Raw genomic sequence first — 17,941 nt, forward strand, 5'->3', positions numbered from 1 at the left:
TTTATCAATTATTTTAAAATTCATAACAGATAATTTATTTTGTTAAATAAAACAACATTAAAAAATCATATACTCCCATCCGACAGATTTAGAGATTATTATTAACCTTAATTCTGTTTTTATTTGAATGAAATACCAAAAGCATTGGTTATTGATGTTTAAGTTGAAACATCAGATCAATATTTATCATATTAAAAATTTGGAAGTAAAAATGACTATTTCTCTTGAAGATCAAAAAATAAATCTTGCGTTAGGATTTATTGTTAACTCAGGCAGTTTAATAACTTACGAACCAGAACCCACTATCGTTTCAGAAAATATTCAAAAATCATTAGCAAGTAGTAAAGCAACAGCAAATAGATTCTCTCTCGTTTGGGGACCTGCTGTTTTTCGTGTAGGCAGTGTTGATAAGAAAACAAGTGTTGCCGATAAGAAAGATGATCACGTTTTATTCATGGTGAAAGATCTCAAAACCCCAAATGACTATCGAATTGTTATTCGCGGATCATGGTCTGATGTCAACTGGTATGATGAAAATTTTAATGTGGGTAAAACTGAAAACTGGTCAATTTGGGACTCAAAAGCCCCTGAAAATGCAAAAATTTCAAAGGGAATACACGTAACGTTAGACTATATTATCAACCAAATAAGAAGTAATAACACGCCTGGTTATGGGGAATCACTGATCGATGCAATTGATAAAATTGCTCTGGAAGAAGGGATACAAAATATTACTCTTACAGGGCACAGTTTAGGCGGTGTAATGGCTTCTACTCTTGGATTGTATTTAAAGAGGCGCTACCTTGATAAAGGAAACAATAATATTCGTATTAACGCTTGCTCCTTTGCTGCCCCAACTGCCGGTAACGATATTTTTGCATCCTATACCGAATCTGTTTTTAATGGAACATCTCTACCGGCCTATGAAAGTAAATTTCTCCGGATCCATAATCGTACAGATATCGTTACCCTAGCCTGGTATACAAAAGGATTAGAACAAATTAAGGCTCTCTACCCAATATTATATCTGCCCGTTAGCGGTTTTCTCTTACTGGTGAAGGATAAAAATTACACCCAACTTTTTCCAGATTTGGCTTTCACTACACCGATGTTAGATCCTACTCCAGGTTTAATTGAACAACTCGTGTTTCAACATATTGAGGCATATGCCAAAGAGTATGGTATGAGTTTCACTAAAGTTAATGATAGCTCTAATCCGCCGACTAATTATGATATTGTTGTGATTGATGATGGCCTCTCCCGCAATATTAATCATCTTTTCTCATCTATGATTCAAGACGGAGCAGTCGATACCAGATAATCTTATCCTAATTTAATCTTTCTTGATTTAGCAAAAATGGAACCTTAATTGGAGGTTCCATTTATTGCAATAAGCGGCTATTAAATCGAGTGAATAAATGAATTTTACTACATCGACTAAAAAAACACTCATTCACATAATCAGCATATTGAGATGTTTATGATAATGTTGTCACACCAAAGAGATCACATTCGCTATATCAGTAGACGTTTTCAGCTTCCTTATCTCCTCAAAGAGTGTTGTCGCTTCTTCATACTCTTTCCGCAAATAACCGAGCCACTGTTTAATGCGGGCAACATGATATTGCCCGGTATCACCTTGCTTTTCCAACCGGACATATTTTTGCAATAATTGAACCACTTCCCGCCAAGCCATTTTGGGTTCATTATATTTCACAACCCGACTCAAATTGGGAACATTAAGCGCACCCCGGCCAATCATGACAGCATCACAGCCTGTCACATTTATACAACCCTGCGCACTTTGCCAATCCCAAATCTCACCATTGGCAATCACCGGAATAGCAAGGCGCTGACGAATTTCACCAATCGCTTGCCAGTTAATGCGTTCCGCTTTATAACCATCCTCTTTGGTTCGCCCATGAATAGTGATTTCTGTTGCGCCCGCCTGTTGTACTGCATCAGCAATTTCGCATTGCCGATCACCACTATCCCAACCCAGGCGAACCTTAACCGTCACAGGCAAATGAGAAGGCACCGCTTCACGCATCGCTTTTGCCCCCTGATAAATCAGTTCAGGATCTTTCAGCAACGTTGCTCCGCCGCCACTGCCATTGACCATTTTTGATGGACAACCACAATTCAAATCAACACCATAAGACCCTAACTCAACGGCTCGTGCTGCATTTTCTGCCAACCATTGCGGATATTGGCCCAAGAGTTGAACCCGTACCAAAGTGCCGGACGGTGTCCGGCTTTGGTTACGTAATTCAGGACAAAGCTTATAAAACGATTTTACCGGCAATAGGCTATCGACAGCCCGCAAGAACTCCGTAATGCACAAATCATATTCATTGATTTCACTCAGAAGCTCTCTGACCAACGAATCCAGCACCCCCTCCATCGGAGCCAGCAAAACCCGCATTAACTAACCTCTGGCATTAGACGCTTTATTTGATGCATCCGCATGATTACGGCTGCGCTGACGCGAAGGTGCTCCAGAACGGCGATGGCTATTTTTCTGCCGATTATCGCCACGCCCCTGCCCCTGACGACCATTCTGAATAGGTTCAGCCTTGATGGTTGGATCGGGTTCATATCCGGGGATCGCCACACGGGGAATTTCCCGTTTCAACAGACGCTCAATATCTTTCAGCAACTTGTGCTCATCAACACAGACCAGAGAAAGTGCCTGCCCTGTCGCATCTGCCCGACCGGTACGACCAATACGGTGGACATAATCCTCAGAGACATTAGGCAATTCAAAATTCACGACATGAGGCAATTGATCAATGTCCAAACCACGGGCAGCAATATCTGTCGCGACCAGCACCCTGATGCAGCCATCTTTGAAATCAGCCAGCGCACGGGTTCTGGCACCCTGACTTTTGTTGCCATGAATGGCCGAGGCGGTTACGCCATCCTTATTCAGCTGTTCTGCCAGACGATTTGCCCCGTGTTTGGTACGGGTAAAGACCAAAACCTGTTGCCAGTTACGGCTGCCGATCAGGAAAGAAAGCAGCTCACCTTTACGCTTTTTATCGACAAAATGGACAAATTGTTCAATCTGTTCAGACGCGGAGTTACGGCGTGCAACCTCGACACTGACAGGCTCATGCAATAATTTATTGGCTAAATTTTTGATATCGTCAGAGAAGGTGGCAGAAAACAGCAAATTTTGCCGTTTCGGGGGCAACTTATTCAGTACGCGGCGGATATCATGAATAAAGCCCATGTCCAGCATACGGTCGGCTTCATCCAATACCAGAATTTCCACCCGCGATAAATCAACCGCATTCTGGTGTTCAAGATCCAGTAAACGGCCCGGTGTCGCGACCAAAATATCAACACCACCACGCAATTTCATCATCTGAGGGTTAATACTGACACCACCAAAAACCACCAGCGAACGAAGTCTGAGGTGTTTGCTGTAGTCACGTACACTTTCACCAACCTGAGCAGCCAATTCACGGGTTGGTGTCAGGACCAACGCTCTGACCAGCCTGCGCCCTTTCATCTGAACAGGGGAGTCATTAAGCCGTTGCAGCATGGGTAAAGTAAAACCTGCGGTTTTACCTGTGCCTGTCTGAGCGCTCGCCAATAAATCTTTACCTGCTAATACAACAGGGATCGCCTGCTGTTGAATTGGCGTTGGCGCTGAATAACCTTGTTCTTCAATGGCACGCAAAATATCAGCACTTAAGCCAAGTGATTCAAAACTCATAAATAAGAAATACTCCAGACTTCACCATTCCTGAAACTACATTCAGGGGCAGTTTTATGGGAAGAAAATCAGACGCGGTAAATACCACAAAAGGAAAAAACACAAACTGCAATGCTCCATATCTTAGCTATTATACCAGATATACTTTCTGATAATGCAACTAAAATGACAGGTATTTGCCCCGTAGTTTTCATGATCCATGACATTTTTATGCAATTTACATTGATTTACTATAAGTATAGAGTTAGCCATTTGATTGATATTTTGTTTAAGTCTTTTGATTATTTCCAATAGGATTCATGTCCATGTCAGTCAACAACATCCAAACCTCTAGAGGCGGGCAAGCCAAACAACAGCTACTCGAAGCCGCTCTTGAAATTTTCGGTGAATCAGGATTAACCGGCGCGACAACCCGAGAAATCGCATTACGCGCTCAACAGAACATTGCTGCCATAGCTTACTATTTTGGCTCTAAGGAGGGGCTTTATCAGGCAGTTGCCCAATATATTACTGATACAATCAAGACTGAATTTACTCATCTTTTTAAAGAAATTGATGATTTTTTTTCATCATCAGTACCTGACTCCCCAGACAATATATTGCGGATGATTCATGAAGGATTTCTCGGCGTTAACCGCCTGATGATTGAAAAAGAGAGCATTAATATCAGCCGGATAATGGCCAGAGAACAACTCGCACCCACTGATGCTTATACCCTCATCCATGAGCAGGCACTGGCACCGCTCCACAACAGATTAAATAAACTGATCGCCTGCTATATCGACGCTGATGAACGTCAACTTTCTACTATGCTCCATACACACGCTTTGATGGGTGAAATTATCTCTTTCCGCATGGCACGGGAAACCTTATTACGTCAGACAGGCTGGAATAATATCGGGCCAGAAGAATATAAATTAATTGATCAGATCCTCATCCAGCATATCGATTTATTACTGAATGGACTGAAAAAACATAACTCAAATAAATAAAAGAACAAGGAATATCATGTACAACAAGAAACTCGCCCTCGCAATATTGGTCGTTGCTGTTATTCTTGGCGCAATTTTGGGAAGTTACTATTATCAAGATAAAAATGATAAAACGCTGACCCTCTACGGCAACGTAGATATACGCACTGTCAATCTTAGCTTCCGGGTTGGCGGTAAACTTGCCAGCCTGCAAGTTGATGAAGGTGATGTTATCAATGCTAATCAGGTGATCGGCCAGCTGGACAATGCGCCATTTATGAACGCGCTCCATAAAGCGAAAGCTACACGCGATAGCGCTAAAGCACGCCTGGCTATGATGGAAGAGGGTTATCGCACAGAAGAAGTTGCCCAAGTACGTTCAGAAGTGACACAACGTGAAGCCGCCTGGCATTTTGCTGACAGTTTCTTCAAACGCCAGCAAGGTTTGTGGCAAAGTAAAATGATTTCGGCCAACGAGCTGGACAATGCCAAAACTAACCGCAATCAAGCGCTGGCTGCTTTACAAGCGGCAAAAGATAAACTGAACCAGTTCGAAACCGGTTACCGAAAAGAAGAAATTGCAGAAGCCAAAGGCCAGCTTGCTCAAGCCGAAGCGGCTGTTGCTCAGTCTGAACTGGACTTACAAGATACTCACCTGACTTCCCCCTCATCCGGGACTATCCTGACCCGCGCCATTGAACCGGGCACCATGCTGGCAGCAGGCAATACCGTGTTTACGCTTTCGCTGACCCATCCCGTTTGGGTAAGAGCCTATATCAGTGAAAGCCATCTTGGACAAGCAACACCAGGACGTGAAATTTTACTCTACACTGACAGCCGTAAAGATCAGCCCTATCACGGTAAAATTGGCTTTATTTCACCAACAGCCGAATTTACACCAAAGAATGTAGAGACACCGGATCTGCGCACCGATTTGGTCTATCGGTTACGCATTATCGTTACTGACCCGGATGATTCCCTGCGTCAAGGTATGCCGGTTACCCTGCATTTTTCTGATTCAGACGCATAAGGGGCTGTGATGAACAGCTCTGCATATACGATAAGGTTAGAAAAAGTAGAGAAGACTTTTCCTAGCCTGAGTAATCCTGCGGTATCCAGCTTGACCGCAGAGATCTACGGTGGCTCTGTTACTGGGCTTGTGGGGCCGGATGGGGCAGGAAAAACCACGCTGATACGCATGTTGGCGGGTTTACTGAAACCAGATAGTGGTTCTATTGAAATAATGGGGCTTGATCCGATTAAACATGGTGTACAAGTCCGCTTTGAACTGGGCTATATGCCCCAGAAATTTGGCCTGTATGAAGATTTGACGGTTTTAGAAAACTTGAATCTGTATGCGGATCTGCGTGGTGTACTGGGTGATGAACGTAAAAAAACCTATGAGCAATTACTCACTTTTACTGACCTGACCCATTTTACCGGACGACTGGCGGGCAAGCTTTCAGGCGGCATGAAGCAAAAACTGGGGCTGGCCTGTACTCTGCTCGGCAAGCCCAAAGTGCTGCTACTGGACGAACCCGGAGTTGGCGTTGACCCGATAGCCCGCCGCGAACTCTGGCGGATGGTTCACGAGCTGGCAGATGATGGCATGCTGATCCTCTGGAGTACTTCCTATCTGGATGAAGCGGAACGGTGCCGCGAGGTCCTGTTACTCAACCAGGGAAAGTTGCTTTATAGCGGGCAACCACAGAAACTGACCCAAACGATGTCCGGACGTTCTTTCCTGCTTGGAGCCAAACAGAATTCCCGCAGAAAAACGCTGCAACGCGCCCTGACTTTGCCACAGGTGACCGATGGCGTGATTCAGGGAAAATATGTTCGGCTTATTCTTAAACCTGATGTCTCGCCGCAAGAGCTGCTTAATCAGCTTGCACTGCCTGATGCTGAAATCATTAAAGCGGCCCCTCGCTTTGAAGATGCTTTTATTGATTTACTCGGCGGTGATCCTGCCCGCCACTCGGAACTGGCAGAAATCATGCCACAGATTGCAGCTAACCCTACAGAAACGGTGATTGAAGCACAGGATTTAACCAAGAAATTTGGTGATTTTGCGGCCACTGATCATGTTGATTTTCAGGTGAAACGCGGAGAAATTTTTGGCCTGCTAGGCCCGAACGGAGCTGGTAAATCCACAACGTTCAAAATGATGTGCGGACTCATGGTGCCGACTGGGGGTAAAGCGCTGGTATTGGGGATGGATTTGAAGACCAGTTCCGGCAAAGCCCGTCAGCATCTGGGTTATATGGCGCAAAAATTTTCACTGTACGGTAACTTGACGGTTGAACAGAACCTGAAATTCTTTTCAGGCATTTATGGCCTGCAAGGGCGCAAACAAAAAGCGAAAATTGACGGGATGGTCGAAGCCTTCAATCTCAAATCTGTTTTACGTCAGACAACCGACGAATTGCCATTGGGATATAAACAACGCCTTGCTCTTTCCTGCTCACTGATGCATGAACCGGATATTCTGTTTCTGGACGAACCGACTTCGGGTGTCGATCCGCAAATACGACGTGAATTCTGGTTGCATATCAATGGTATGGTAGATAAAGGCGTCACCGTTATGGTGACCACCCACTTTATGGATGAAGCAGAATATTGTGACCGGATAGGGCTGGTATTTCGCGGTAAACTGATTGCTGCCGGCACACCGGACGATTTGAAACAGTTGGTCGCTACCGATGAAAACCCTGATCCATCGATGGAACAGGCATTTATTGATTTGGTCGTTAATTACGATGAGGAGCCGCAATGAGCAATCCAAAGCAACATGCTCCACAAAAGGCTGTCCACTTCTCCTGGTGGCGACTGAAAGCACTTTGTATCAAAGAGACAAAACAGATCTTACGTGATCCCACCAGCGGGTTAATTTCTATTGTCATTCCACTGATTCTGCTGTTTATTTTCGGATATGGCATTAATCTCGATTCCAGCACCGTCCGCATTGGTATTCTGGCGGAGCAACAAAGTGAAGATGCCCGCGAGTTAATACAGGCTTTTGCCGGTTCGCCCTATATTGAGCCTAAAATCAGCGATAACCGTCAGCAATTAATTAATATGATGCAATCAGGCGAAATACGTGGGCTGATTGTCATTCCTGTAAATTTCGATGCTCAACTTGCCCGCTCTGATGGTAAAGCGCAAATTCAAGTCATTACTGACGGCAGTGAACCGAATACCGCAAGCTTTGTGCAAAGTTATGCCAAAGGAGTATGGCAGATTTGGTTGCAACAAAGGGGGCAGGATCAGGGAAACTCGGCTAATCCATTAATTGATATGCAAGTCCGTTACTGGTTCAATCCGGCAACCATCAGCCAGCATTTCATCATTCCTGGCGCAATAACCATTATCATCACCGTCGTTGGGGCAATCCTGACATCATTGGTTGTTGCTCGCGAATGGGAGCGCGGTACGATGGAAGCTCTGCTTTCCACCCAAATTACCCGCACCGAATTACTGCTTTCCAAGCTTTTGCCCTATCAAGTGCTTGGATCGCTCGCCATGACGCTCTGTATGCTGGTGGCTGTATTTGTGCTGGATGTCCCCTATCGAGGCTCGCTATGGATATTGTCTGCGATCACCAGTCTCTACCTGGCTACGGCCCTTGGTATCGGGCTTTTAATCTCCACAGTGACACGCAACCAATTTAATGCGGCAATGATAGCGTTGAATGTCGCCTTTCTGCCTGCAATTATGCTTTCCGGCTTTATTTTTGAAATAAACAGTATGCCTGCGTTTATTCAGGCAGTGACCTATTTCATTCCTGCCCGTTATTTTGTCAGTAGTCTACACACGCTCTTTCTGGCTGGAAATATCGGTACGGTATTGATGGTAAACCTGTTACTGCTGATTGCTTCCGCGATTTTGTTTATTGGTCTGACGGCATGGAAAACCCCACGGCGCCTGGATTAAGAAGGAATTACCATGTTTTATCGTCTTTACACACTGATTATTAAAGAATTACAGTCTCTGCTCAGAGATCCACAGACACGGGCCATATTGGTTATGCCGGTTATCTTTCAAATGATCCTATTTCCACTATCAGCAACGCTTGATGTCACTAACGCTACTATTGCTATTTTTGATGAGGACAAAGGCCAAGCTTCTATCGAGCTGACGCAACGGCTGGCAAAATCAAAAGCATTTCCTGACGTGATATTGTTGACCCATTCACAAGAAATACAACCAATAATCGATCACCAAAAAGCCTTACTGCTGGTTCGTTTCCCACAAGATTTCAGTGCTAAAATTGCCAGCCGTGATCCCGTTTCTCTTCAAGTACTGCTGGATGGCCGTAATTCTAACAGTGCTCAAATTGCTGCCGGCTATATCCAGGAAATTGTCCTGAACTATCAACAAGAGCTCATGGGTAATATACCGAAAGCCAATAACAGTGAATTGGTGATCCGCAACTGGTATAACCCCAATCTGGATTATAAATGGTTTGTCGTGCCTTCTCTGGTTGCACTGATCACCACGGTTGGGATATTAACGGTCACTGCATTGTCAATTGCCCGGGAAAGAGAGCAAGGAACGCTGGACCAGTTACTGGTTTCACCCATGACCACCTGGCAGATCTTCATTGGCAAAGCGGTTCCTGCTGTAGTCGTGGCTACTTTTCAGGCAACTTTAGTACTGGCTATTGGTATCTTTTGCTATCAAATCCCATTTTCCGGCTCACTACCGCTGTTCTATTTATCCATGTTGATATACAGCTTATCGCTGGTGGGATTTGGCTTGTTAATCTCTTCTCTTTGTTACACTCAGCAACAGGCGTTTATTGGCGTATTTGTCTTTATTATGCCCGCCATCTTAATCTCCGGTTATATTTCTCCGGTTGAAAATATGCCTGGATGGTTACAAGATCTCACCTGGGTTAATCCTATCTGGCATTTTAATGACATAACCAAGCAGATTTATCTTAAAGATGCCGATTTCGCTGTTATCTGGAGAAGCCTGTGGCCCCTTCTGGCAATCACTGTTACAACCGGTAATCTTGCCTATTGGTTGTTCCGGCGGAAAATTGCCTGATGTGATAATACACATGTATAAACTTATATGAAAAGTCGTTATATCCAGAAAGAAAAAATGTGTATAATATCGGCAATACGACTCTTGATTAGGGTAAGATTATGAAAAAATCACACTCACAAATTGCCATACAAATTAGGGATAAGGAAAATACAACCAAACATATCTCTGATGCTAACCTGGAAGAACGGATTTGTCGTTCTTTGCGCGCATCTTTTTCTCTCGAAGGTAATAAAGTCAGTGATGAATCATGGAAGAAAATGAGCAAAGCAGCTCAATTCCTGACGAAAATCAACTAATCTCACTAACTGCCTTGTTAAATAAGGCGGTTAGATTTCTACTCTTTCCATCAATAGCTCTTCTTACTGCATAATGATAAATACGTTTGTTTTTTACAGAACTATCCAGTATTTCTGAGTTAAAATCAAATCCCTTAGATAAACATAATATTTGTAAATACAATCTAATAGTTCTACCATTCCCATCTTGGAATGGATGTATCCATGCTAATTCTCTATGGATAATAACCAACTTGGCTACAAGTTCACGTTTTGTTAATATTTTATCCATCTCATTACGATTACATGTTCGTAAACAAGCTTTCATTGATTGCGATACATAACAATGCTCCATAGTTGGCCTCTCTCTATCACCGACTACAATAACATCTTTTCTATATTGACCGGCCCAACTGTATATATTGCCAAATAACATCTTATGACAATCTACAAACGCCAATTCACCAATAGGTAACGCTCTATTTACTATATATTCTCGAATAAACTTTCCCACTTTTACTCTAGATAAAATTATTTCAGCCCAATCAAGTTGATACTGATATTTAGCATATATCTTATTTTTAGTCGCCAAATACTCATATCTTTCATTAACTCCATCACTTAAAATATAAATTTTATCTTTTTCATTCTTTATTTTAATGAATTTTCCTTTCCCAAAGGGAAAATCATTATGATGAGGTAAGATATGAAAATAATTTTCATTCTTAACACCCAAATCTACACCGACTACTGAACCAAATAATAGCAATGAAGATTTCTTATTAAACAACACACCAACAGAATCACCTAACTGTATATCTCTATTCCGTATCTGTTCTGTAGGCTCTTTATATCTTAATATATGAGCGACTGAAAACATAAATTCTTTTGTTTTCAATGTTCCTGAGCCGAAAATGACTTCCTTGGTTCTATTATTCCAATAATAATGGTAACTCATTTTTCCACGAATAGTCTTCTTGATATGAGTAATTGGCTCAATCAATAAAGATACGGTTGTGGTCTTTTTATTCTGACCAATAGATACAGGTATAAGTTTCGTCATATAAGAATGAGCATCAGTGTAGCCAAAGTTATTTTAACTACACTGAAAATATCAATTAACGGCGATCGCCAAAAATACGCAGCAGCATCAAGAACATATTAATGAAGTCCAGATACAGGGTCAGTGCGCCGACAATAGAGAATTTACGCAGACTCTCTTTATCATTCACATCCAGATCTTCACCCATCTCTTTCAGTTTCTGAGTGTCGTAAGCGGTCAGACCCGCAAAAACAACCACACCAATGTAGGTTATCGCCCACATCAACGTTTCACTCTTCAACCAATAGTTAACCAGAGAAGCCAGAATGATGCCAATAAGCCCCATAAACAGGAAGCTGCCAAGGCCACTCAGACTACGCTTGGTGGTATAGCCGTAAACGCTCAACGCACCAAACATGCCCGCAGTCACGACAAAAGTGGTGGCAATGGAACCACCGGTATATACGATGAAAATACTGGAAAGCGTCAGCCCGGTCAGGGCTGAATACAGCATAAACAGCCCTGTCGCTAATGAACCGTTCATACGGTTAATCAAACCGGAAAGAACGAAAACCAGCCCCAATTGAGCAATAATCAGCCCATAGAAAACAATTGAGTTTGAGAAAATAAATGTAACAACAACCTGACTTTGTGACGCATACCAAGCCACAAATGCTGTTAACAACAGGCCACAAGTCATCCAACCATAAACTTGGGCCATATAAGTTTGCAGGCCGGTTCCAGCCTGCTGGATTATAGAACCATTTGAGCGTGGATAACGATCCATGGCGCTTACCTTCTATGACAGTGTTTAGAAATTTGGGCTGTTTTAATATCAACAACCCACTCAAGTTTTATACATTATCACAGAATATAATCAAAACAATTAACCATTCAATAATTACTTATACAGCAGTTCATCTATCTGATCAGTTTTCGAAGCGTTTCGCAGAAATAGAAAATGCTTCATAACCAGCGTCTCGCGGCTTCTTGATCGCTCTCGCGGGATTCAACCCAACGTTCACCATTAGACAAGGACTCTTTTTTCCAGAAAGGTGCCTTTGTTTTCAAATAATCCATAATAAATTCAGCAGCTTCAAAAGCCATATGACGATGAGCGCTTGTCACGCCAACAAACACAATTTCATCACCAGGGTAAAGCGTACCAATCCGGTGGATAACGCTAATACGTTGCAATGACCAGCGATCCCGTGCTTTAGCAACAATATTTTGTAACGCTTTTTCCGTCATTCCGGGATAGTGTTCCAGTCTCAGTACACTCACTCGGTCACCCAGATTATGATGACGAACTTTGCCTGTGAAAGTGACGACAGCCCCATCCTCATCACATTGAGAAAGCCATTGGTATTCATCCCCTACACTGAAATTTTCCGGGCCAACAAGAATACGCGTGTTTTCCATTGATCACCCCCCAGTCACCGGTGGGAAAAAAGCCACTTCATCACCATCCTGTAATGGATGCCCGCCATGAACAAAAGTTTGGTTGACTGCTGACAGGAGTTTTCCATCTTCCAGCGCCATAGCCCAACGCTCACCTTGTGATATTAATGCTTTTCTCAAACCATCAACGGTTGGATAATTATTATCCAGCTCCAGTGAATCAGTCCCTACCAGCTCACGTACTTGAGCAAAAAAGAGTACTTTAATCATTATTCCACCTTAAAATGCCCTAATCGCCCGCCCCGTTTCTCCAGCAAACGAACCGGCCCGATGACCATATCCTTCTGTACAGCTTTACACATATCATAAATCGTCAGCGCCGCGACAGATGCCGCTGTCAATGCCTCCATTTCAACGCCAGTTCTTCCTGTCAGACGGCAACAGGATTCAATCCTTACCCGGTTATATTCTGTCTGCGCTGCCAACTGAATTTCGACTTTCGTTAGCTGTAATGGATGACAAAGCGGAATTAATTCCCATGTGCGCTTCGCCGCCTGAATGCCCGCAATCCGGGCTGTTGCAAACACATCCCCCTTGTGATGGCTGCCGTCAATAATCATTGCCAGTGTTTCCGGCGTCATTTCAATAAACGCCTCTGCCCGCGCCTCACGCTCTGTTTCGGCTTTAGCAGAGATATCAACCATATGGGCTTCACCAGTAGAATTAATGTGGGTCAATTGAGACATTCTTTGCTCCTGAAAAAACAACAATACCCGGCAGTAAATTAACCGCCGATGACAGAAAGATTTGGGGTGATTCCACTGTCGCCCTGATGAAGGAAATGAGTTTCCCGTTTATGGCGCAGTCCCCCCTGAATACGCAATTTTAAATCATCGAGTTGCTCTTCACTCGATAACAAATCACGCAGTGGTATCCCCTGTTCACCAAACAGGCATAAGTGAAGATGACCTATTGCGGAAACACGCAAGCGATTACAGCTTCGGCAGAAATCTTTCTCATAAGGCATAATCAGACCGATTTCCCCCTGATAATCAGGATGGCTAAAAACCTGTGCCGGGCCATCACTGCGTGAGCGTTGAAGCTGATACCAGCCATCGTGCAGCAAGCGTTCCCGGATAGTTTCGCCAGAAATGTGGTATTTGCGAAACATTTCGCCGCCATCACCGGTTTCCATCAATTCAATAAATCTCAACTGGATAGGGCGATCTTTTATCCAGTGCAAAAAAGCCGGCAGGCTGATGTCATTGACGTTTTTCATCAGCACCACGTTGACTTTCACTTTACGGAAGCCCGCTTCAAATGCCGCATCAATACCACGCATCACCTGAAAGAATTTGTCTTGTCCGGTAATCGCATGAAACTGACGGGGATCAAGCGAATCCATACTGACATTCACCGCAGTTAAACCCGCCTCTTTCCACCCGGCAACATTCTGTTCCATCCGATAACCATTGGTCGTTACCGCAAGGGTTCTGATTAACTTATTTTCACGGATGACAGAAATGATATCCGTGAAATCACGGCGCATGGTCGGTTCACCCCCCGTTAAACGGATTTTCTCTGTACCCAGATCGGCAAACGCCCGGCCAACAAGACGGATTTCAGGTAATGTCAAAAAGGCGTGATGCCCGCGGGGTTTATAACCATCCGGCAAGCAATACGTACACCGGAAATTACAGACATCGGTAATAGACAGTCTCAAATAATAAAATTTTCGGGCAAAAGCATCTACGAGTTGTTCCACAATAACACCTTTCCAAATATGGGAGACGTAGGCATTTCTACCCTACATCCTGGTGACTCAGTGGCCACGGCCAAAGCATCATATCGCTGTGTAAAACGGTGACTTAGACGCAGAGGCTAGGAGTTAATTTCAATATCTATGGTTTAATGCAAAACGACATTCTCAATGTCAATTCTAGCGCTTAAGCAAGAAAAATGCGAACATCCACTTTCGTTATATAATTTAATATACAATGACTTAGCCAGTACGAGAACAAATAGCAGACAGTTCTATTAGTGTTGATTAATTAAAATATTGCGCCAAATCACGGCACTTTTTCGGTTAATCGTGTTTTATAATAAATTACGCTAAAATTACTCGGTAAATATAAGTTCAGTCAGCAACAGGAATTCTATGCGAAACCGCACATTAGCCGATTTAGATCGAGTAGTTGCCCTCGGTGGAGGTCATGGCCTTGGGCGCGTTATGTCCTCTCTTTCATCATTAGGCTCCCGCCTGACCGGTATTGTCACCACAACAGATAATGGCGGCTCAACCGGCAGGATCCGGCGCTCCGAAGGCGGGATTGCCTGGGGAGATACCCGCAATTGTTTAAATCAGCTCATTACCGAGCCCAGCGTTGCATCAGCAATGTTTGAATACCGTTTCGGTGGTAACGGAGAACTGGCAGGTCATAATCTGGGTAATCTGATGCTTAAGGCGTTGGATCATTTGAGTGTCAGACCACTTGAAGCGATTAATTTAGTCCGCAGCCTGCTGAAAGTGAATTCTCATCTTATTCCCATGTCTGAGCAACCCGTTGACCTGATGGCGGTGGATGATCAAGGCAATACCATCTATGGCGAAGTCAATATTGATCAGTTGCATTGTATTCCACAGGAGTTGATGCTTTACCCTCCCGCTACAGCGACAAAAGAAGCGCTGGAGGCCATCACTCAGGCGGATCTGATTATCATCGGCCCCGGAAGCTTCTTTACCAGTCTGATGCCATTGCTTTTACTTGAAGATTTAACCCAGGCACTACGCCGCAGCAACGCCAGTATGATTTATATCGGTAATCTTGGGAAAGAATTAAGTACCGCCGCCGCTGGGTTAACACTGAAAGATAAACTAGAAATAATGGAAAACAAAATTGGCTGCCGGATGATTAACGCGGTCATTGTTGGCCCCTGCACAGATATCAGCGAACTTAACGACCGGATTATTACTCAACAAATACTGGAAGCACAGGATATTCCCTATCGCCACGACCGTGAATTACTGCATCAGGCGTTAGAAAATACCCTGCAAAACCTTGGTTAATTAAGAATTGGCAATAAATTGCTCACGCAATGCCTGAACCTGATCCCGAACATTCGCCGCCTGCTCGAATTCAAGATCCTGCGCATACTGGTACATTTTCGCTTCCAGCTCGCGGATTTTGTTTTCCAGCTCTTTGGTGGACAGCTTGCTGAATTCTTCCGGCGCAACCACCAGCTTACGTCTGCCCTTCCCTTTGCTACCCGCAGGCTGGCCAATTTGCAGAATATCACTGATCTTCTTATTCAAACCTGTTGGAACAATGCCGTGCTCTTGATTAAATACTTGTTGTTTAGCACGACGGCGTTCCGTCTCCCCAATCGCTTTCGCCATTGAATCGGTGATCTTATCGCCATAAAGAATCGCTTTACCCTGCAAGTTGCGGGCTGCACGCCCAATAGTTTGAATTAATGAACGCTCAGAACGCAGGAAACCTTCTTTATCAGCATCAAGAATTGCCACCAGAGAAACTTCTGGCATGTCCAGCCCTTCCCTCAGCAAGTTAATCCCCACTAAAACATCAAATTCACCTAAACGAAGATCCCGAATAATTTCCACACGTTCGACAGTATCAATATCTGAGTGCAAATAGCGAACCCGCTCACCGTGTTCTTCCAAATATTCCGTTAAATCCTCCGCCATTCGCTTGGTCAGCGTAGTGACCAGCACCCGCTCATTTTTCACCGCCCGAATGCGGATTTCAGACAGTAAGTCATCAACCTGAGTGGTGACTGGGCGAACTTCTATTTCAGGATCAAGCAAACCGGTAGGACGTACCACCTGTTCCACGACATCCCCACCGGATTTTTCCAATTCATATTTACCCGGTGTAGCCGAAACATAAATTGTCTGTGGAGCCAGCGCTTCAAATTCTTCAAATCTCAGCGGACGGTTATCCAATGCGGAAGGCATACGGAAACCATATTCCACCAGTGTCTCTTTACGGGAACGATCCCCTCGGTACATCCCACCGATTTGCGGGATTGTCACGTGTGATTCATCCACCACTAACAGACCATCAGCAGAGAGATAATCAAACAGTGTCGGAGGCGGCTCTCCTTCTGCACGTCCGGAGAGGTAACGGGAGTAGTTTTCAATGCCGGAGCAATAACCCAATTCATTCATCATTTCCAAATCAAACTGAGTACGCTGAGTAATACGCTGTTCTTCCAGCAATTTACCGTTTGCCAGCAGTACCTTGCGCCGCTCCTCAAGCTCAACTTTAATCTCTTCCATTGCCTGAATAATACGCTCACGAGGAGTCACATAGTGAGTTTTCGGATAAACAGTATAGCGTGGAACATGATATTCAATCTGTCCCGTTAGCGGATCAAACAGGGATAACCGTTCCACCTCATCATCAAATAATTCAACACGCAAGGCATACTCATCAGATTCAGCCGGGAAGATATCAATCACTTCACCGCGTACTCTGAATGTCCCCCGCTGAAATGCCTGATCATTACGGGTGTATTGCAATTCAGCTAAACGCCGCAGAATGGAACGTTGATCGATAATCATCCCATTGGTCAGGTGGAGCATCATTTTCAGGTAACTGTCCGGATCACCCAAACCATAAATAGCCGATACAGATGCCACCACGATGACATCCCGCCGCTCCAGCAAAGCCTTCGTAGCAGACAAACGCATTTGTTCAATGTGCTCGTTTACGGAAGCATCTTTTTCGATAAAAGTATCAGAACTGGGAACATAGGCTTCAGGTTGGTAATAATCGTAGTAAGAAACAAAGTACTCCACCGCATTCTCTGGAAAAAACGCCTTCATTTCACTGTAAAGTTGAGCTGCTAGTGTTTTGTTTGGCGCAAGTACCATTGTTGGCCGGTTTAAATTCGCTATCACATTAGCAATAGTGAATGTTTTACCTGACCCCGTTACGCCCAACAGAGTCTGGTGGGCAAGCCCGTCCTCCAGCCCTTCCTGCAATCGGTGAATAGCCTCTGGTTGATCACCACCAGGTTGGAAGTCAGAACGTAATTTGAACACCTTACTCATAGATATCTCACTTTCCTAGCATTAATTCGCCTATAATACTGGATAAAAAACCAGCTTCAAGTCGGTTTTGTAAAAACCGCCTCAATTTGGGCCATTTCCCTATTAATTAAAAATTAGTTGACATCAAAATAAATACCACGTTATCCCCAAAATCACCTTGATTTTTTCATTTTTTATATGATCGACTGAAAGGTGACAACACAAGGCGTCATCACCGGTCAAACAAGGCTTGATTTTAGTTATCTTATTGATATAAAAGAAAATTAAAACAAAGACGAGAATAACATCAACCTTAATGAAAGCCGCGTATTTTCTTGCGTTACGCAACTTTTCTTAGCCTAATACACAAGGTTATCCACAGGAATAGTGGATAACTCTACAAACCCTATTAGCTGT

The 17,941-nt window shown here is 43.8% G+C and carries 17 protein-coding genes and 1 riboswitch; of the genes, 8 read left to right on the forward strand and 9 right to left on the reverse strand.

What is annotated here, in order from left to right; all coding sequences use genetic code 11:
* Positions 1-211 precede the first annotated feature (211 nt).
* Positions 212-1,321, forward strand: a complete 1,110-nt coding sequence (locus tag ACGF7G_RS03510; RefSeq protein ID WP_387463557.1) for a lipase family protein — start codon at positions 212-214, stop codon at positions 1,319-1,321.
* Positions 1,322-1,492: 171 nt separating this feature from the next.
* Here the strand turns inward: ACGF7G_RS03510 and dusC are convergent, their stop codons facing one another.
* Together dusC and rhlE are read right to left on the reverse strand one after the other, a co-directional pair.
* Entirely contained in the window at positions 1,493-2,425 is a 933-nt protein-coding gene (gene dusC / locus ACGF7G_RS03515; protein WP_387463559.1) for a tRNA dihydrouridine(16) synthase DusC, read from the reverse strand.
* Positions 2,426-2,428: 3 nt separating this feature from the next.
* Positions 2,429-3,724, reverse strand: a complete 1,296-nt coding sequence (gene rhlE, locus ACGF7G_RS03520) for an ATP-dependent RNA helicase RhlE (protein ID WP_387463560.1) — start codon at positions 3,722-3,724, stop codon at positions 2,429-2,431.
* Positions 3,725-4,029: 305 nt separating this feature from the next.
* Here rhlE and cecR point away from each other — a divergent pair, with 305 nt between their 5' ends.
* The 6 genes from cecR (at position 4,030) to ACGF7G_RS03550 (ending at position 10,046) form a co-directional block, all read left to right on the forward strand.
* Positions 4,030-4,716 (forward strand): transcriptional regulator CecR, encoded by a 687-nt coding sequence (gene cecR, locus ACGF7G_RS03525; RefSeq protein WP_387463561.1) that lies wholly within the window; start codon positions 4,030-4,032, stop codon positions 4,714-4,716.
* A gap of 16 nt (positions 4,717-4,732) precedes the next feature.
* Positions 4,733-5,725, forward strand: a complete 993-nt coding sequence (gene hlyD, locus ACGF7G_RS03530) for a secretion protein HlyD (RefSeq protein ID WP_387463563.1) — start codon at positions 4,733-4,735, stop codon at positions 5,723-5,725.
* A 9-nt stretch (positions 5,726-5,734) separates the two neighbouring features.
* Entirely contained in the window at positions 5,735-7,471 is a 1,737-nt protein-coding gene (locus ACGF7G_RS03535) for an ATP-binding cassette domain-containing protein (RefSeq protein ID WP_387463564.1), read from the forward strand.
* Positions 7,468-8,628 (forward strand): ABC transporter permease, encoded by a 1,161-nt coding sequence (locus ACGF7G_RS03540; RefSeq protein ID WP_133815071.1) that lies wholly within the window; start codon positions 7,468-7,470, stop codon positions 8,626-8,628. Before ACGF7G_RS03535 ends, ACGF7G_RS03540 begins: the two co-directional genes overlap by 4 nt.
* Positions 8,629-8,640: 12 nt before the next feature.
* The gene (locus ACGF7G_RS03545; protein ID WP_133815072.1) at positions 8,641-9,747 is read left to right on the forward strand and encodes an ABC transporter permease; all 1,107 of its coding nucleotides are present in this window, start codon (positions 8,641-8,643) and stop codon (positions 9,745-9,747) included.
* Between the two features lie 101 nt (positions 9,748-9,848).
* Positions 9,849-10,046 (forward strand): hypothetical protein, encoded by a 198-nt coding sequence (locus ACGF7G_RS03550; protein WP_133815073.1) that lies wholly within the window; start codon positions 9,849-9,851, stop codon positions 10,044-10,046.
* Here the strand turns inward: ACGF7G_RS03550 and ACGF7G_RS03555 are convergent.
* The 6 genes from ACGF7G_RS03555 to moaA form a co-directional block, all read right to left on the reverse strand.
* Complete coding sequence (locus ACGF7G_RS03555) at positions 10,039-11,088, reverse strand: Fic family protein (protein WP_133815074.1); 1,050 nt, start codon at positions 11,086-11,088, stop codon at positions 10,039-10,041. The genes ACGF7G_RS03550 and ACGF7G_RS03555 overlap by 8 nt on opposite strands.
* A 55-nt stretch (positions 11,089-11,143) precedes the next feature.
* Positions 11,144-11,854: a Bax inhibitor-1/YccA family protein gene (locus ACGF7G_RS03560; protein ID WP_133815075.1), complete on the reverse strand. Its 711-nt coding sequence runs from the start codon at positions 11,852-11,854 to the stop codon at positions 11,144-11,146.
* A 179-nt stretch (positions 11,855-12,033) separates the two neighbouring features.
* Entirely contained in the window at positions 12,034-12,489 is a 456-nt protein-coding gene (gene moaE / locus ACGF7G_RS03565) for a molybdopterin synthase catalytic subunit MoaE (RefSeq protein ID WP_133815076.1), read from the reverse strand.
* 3 nt (positions 12,490-12,492) lie between these two features.
* On the reverse strand, positions 12,493-12,738 hold the full coding sequence (gene moaD, locus ACGF7G_RS03570) for a molybdopterin synthase sulfur carrier subunit (RefSeq protein ID WP_133815077.1): 246 nt from the start codon (positions 12,736-12,738) through the stop codon (positions 12,493-12,495).
* Positions 12,738-13,214, reverse strand: a complete 477-nt coding sequence (gene moaC / locus ACGF7G_RS03575) for a cyclic pyranopterin monophosphate synthase MoaC (RefSeq protein ID WP_133815078.1) — start codon at positions 13,212-13,214, stop codon at positions 12,738-12,740. Before moaC ends, moaD begins: the two co-directional genes overlap by 1 nt.
* A gap of 38 nt (positions 13,215-13,252) precedes the next feature.
* Positions 13,253-14,236, reverse strand: a complete 984-nt coding sequence (moaA, locus tag ACGF7G_RS03580; RefSeq protein ID WP_208862189.1) for a GTP 3',8-cyclase MoaA — start codon at positions 14,234-14,236, stop codon at positions 13,253-13,255.
* Positions 14,223-14,368, reverse strand: a riboswitch (molybdenum cofactor riboswitch). Its footprint overlaps the gene before it by 14 nt.
* A 258-nt stretch (positions 14,369-14,626) precedes the next feature.
* On the opposite strand from moaA, the gene yvcK reads away from it, so the two are divergent.
* Entirely contained in the window at positions 14,627-15,535 is a 909-nt protein-coding gene (gene yvcK, locus ACGF7G_RS03585) for a uridine diphosphate-N-acetylglucosamine-binding protein YvcK (RefSeq protein ID WP_387463569.1), read from the forward strand.
* Here yvcK and uvrB read toward each other — a convergent pair whose 3' ends face one another.
* On the reverse strand, positions 15,536-17,545 hold the full coding sequence (gene uvrB, locus ACGF7G_RS03590; RefSeq protein WP_387463570.1) for an excinuclease ABC subunit UvrB: 2,010 nt from the start codon (positions 17,543-17,545) through the stop codon (positions 15,536-15,538).
* Positions 17,546-17,941: the final 396 nt, after the last annotated feature.

Origin of the sequence: Photorhabdus sp. RM323S (assembly GCF_042879375.1) — a bacterium.
Classification (GTDB): domain Bacteria; phylum Pseudomonadota; class Gammaproteobacteria; order Enterobacterales; family Enterobacteriaceae; genus Photorhabdus; species Photorhabdus tasmaniensis.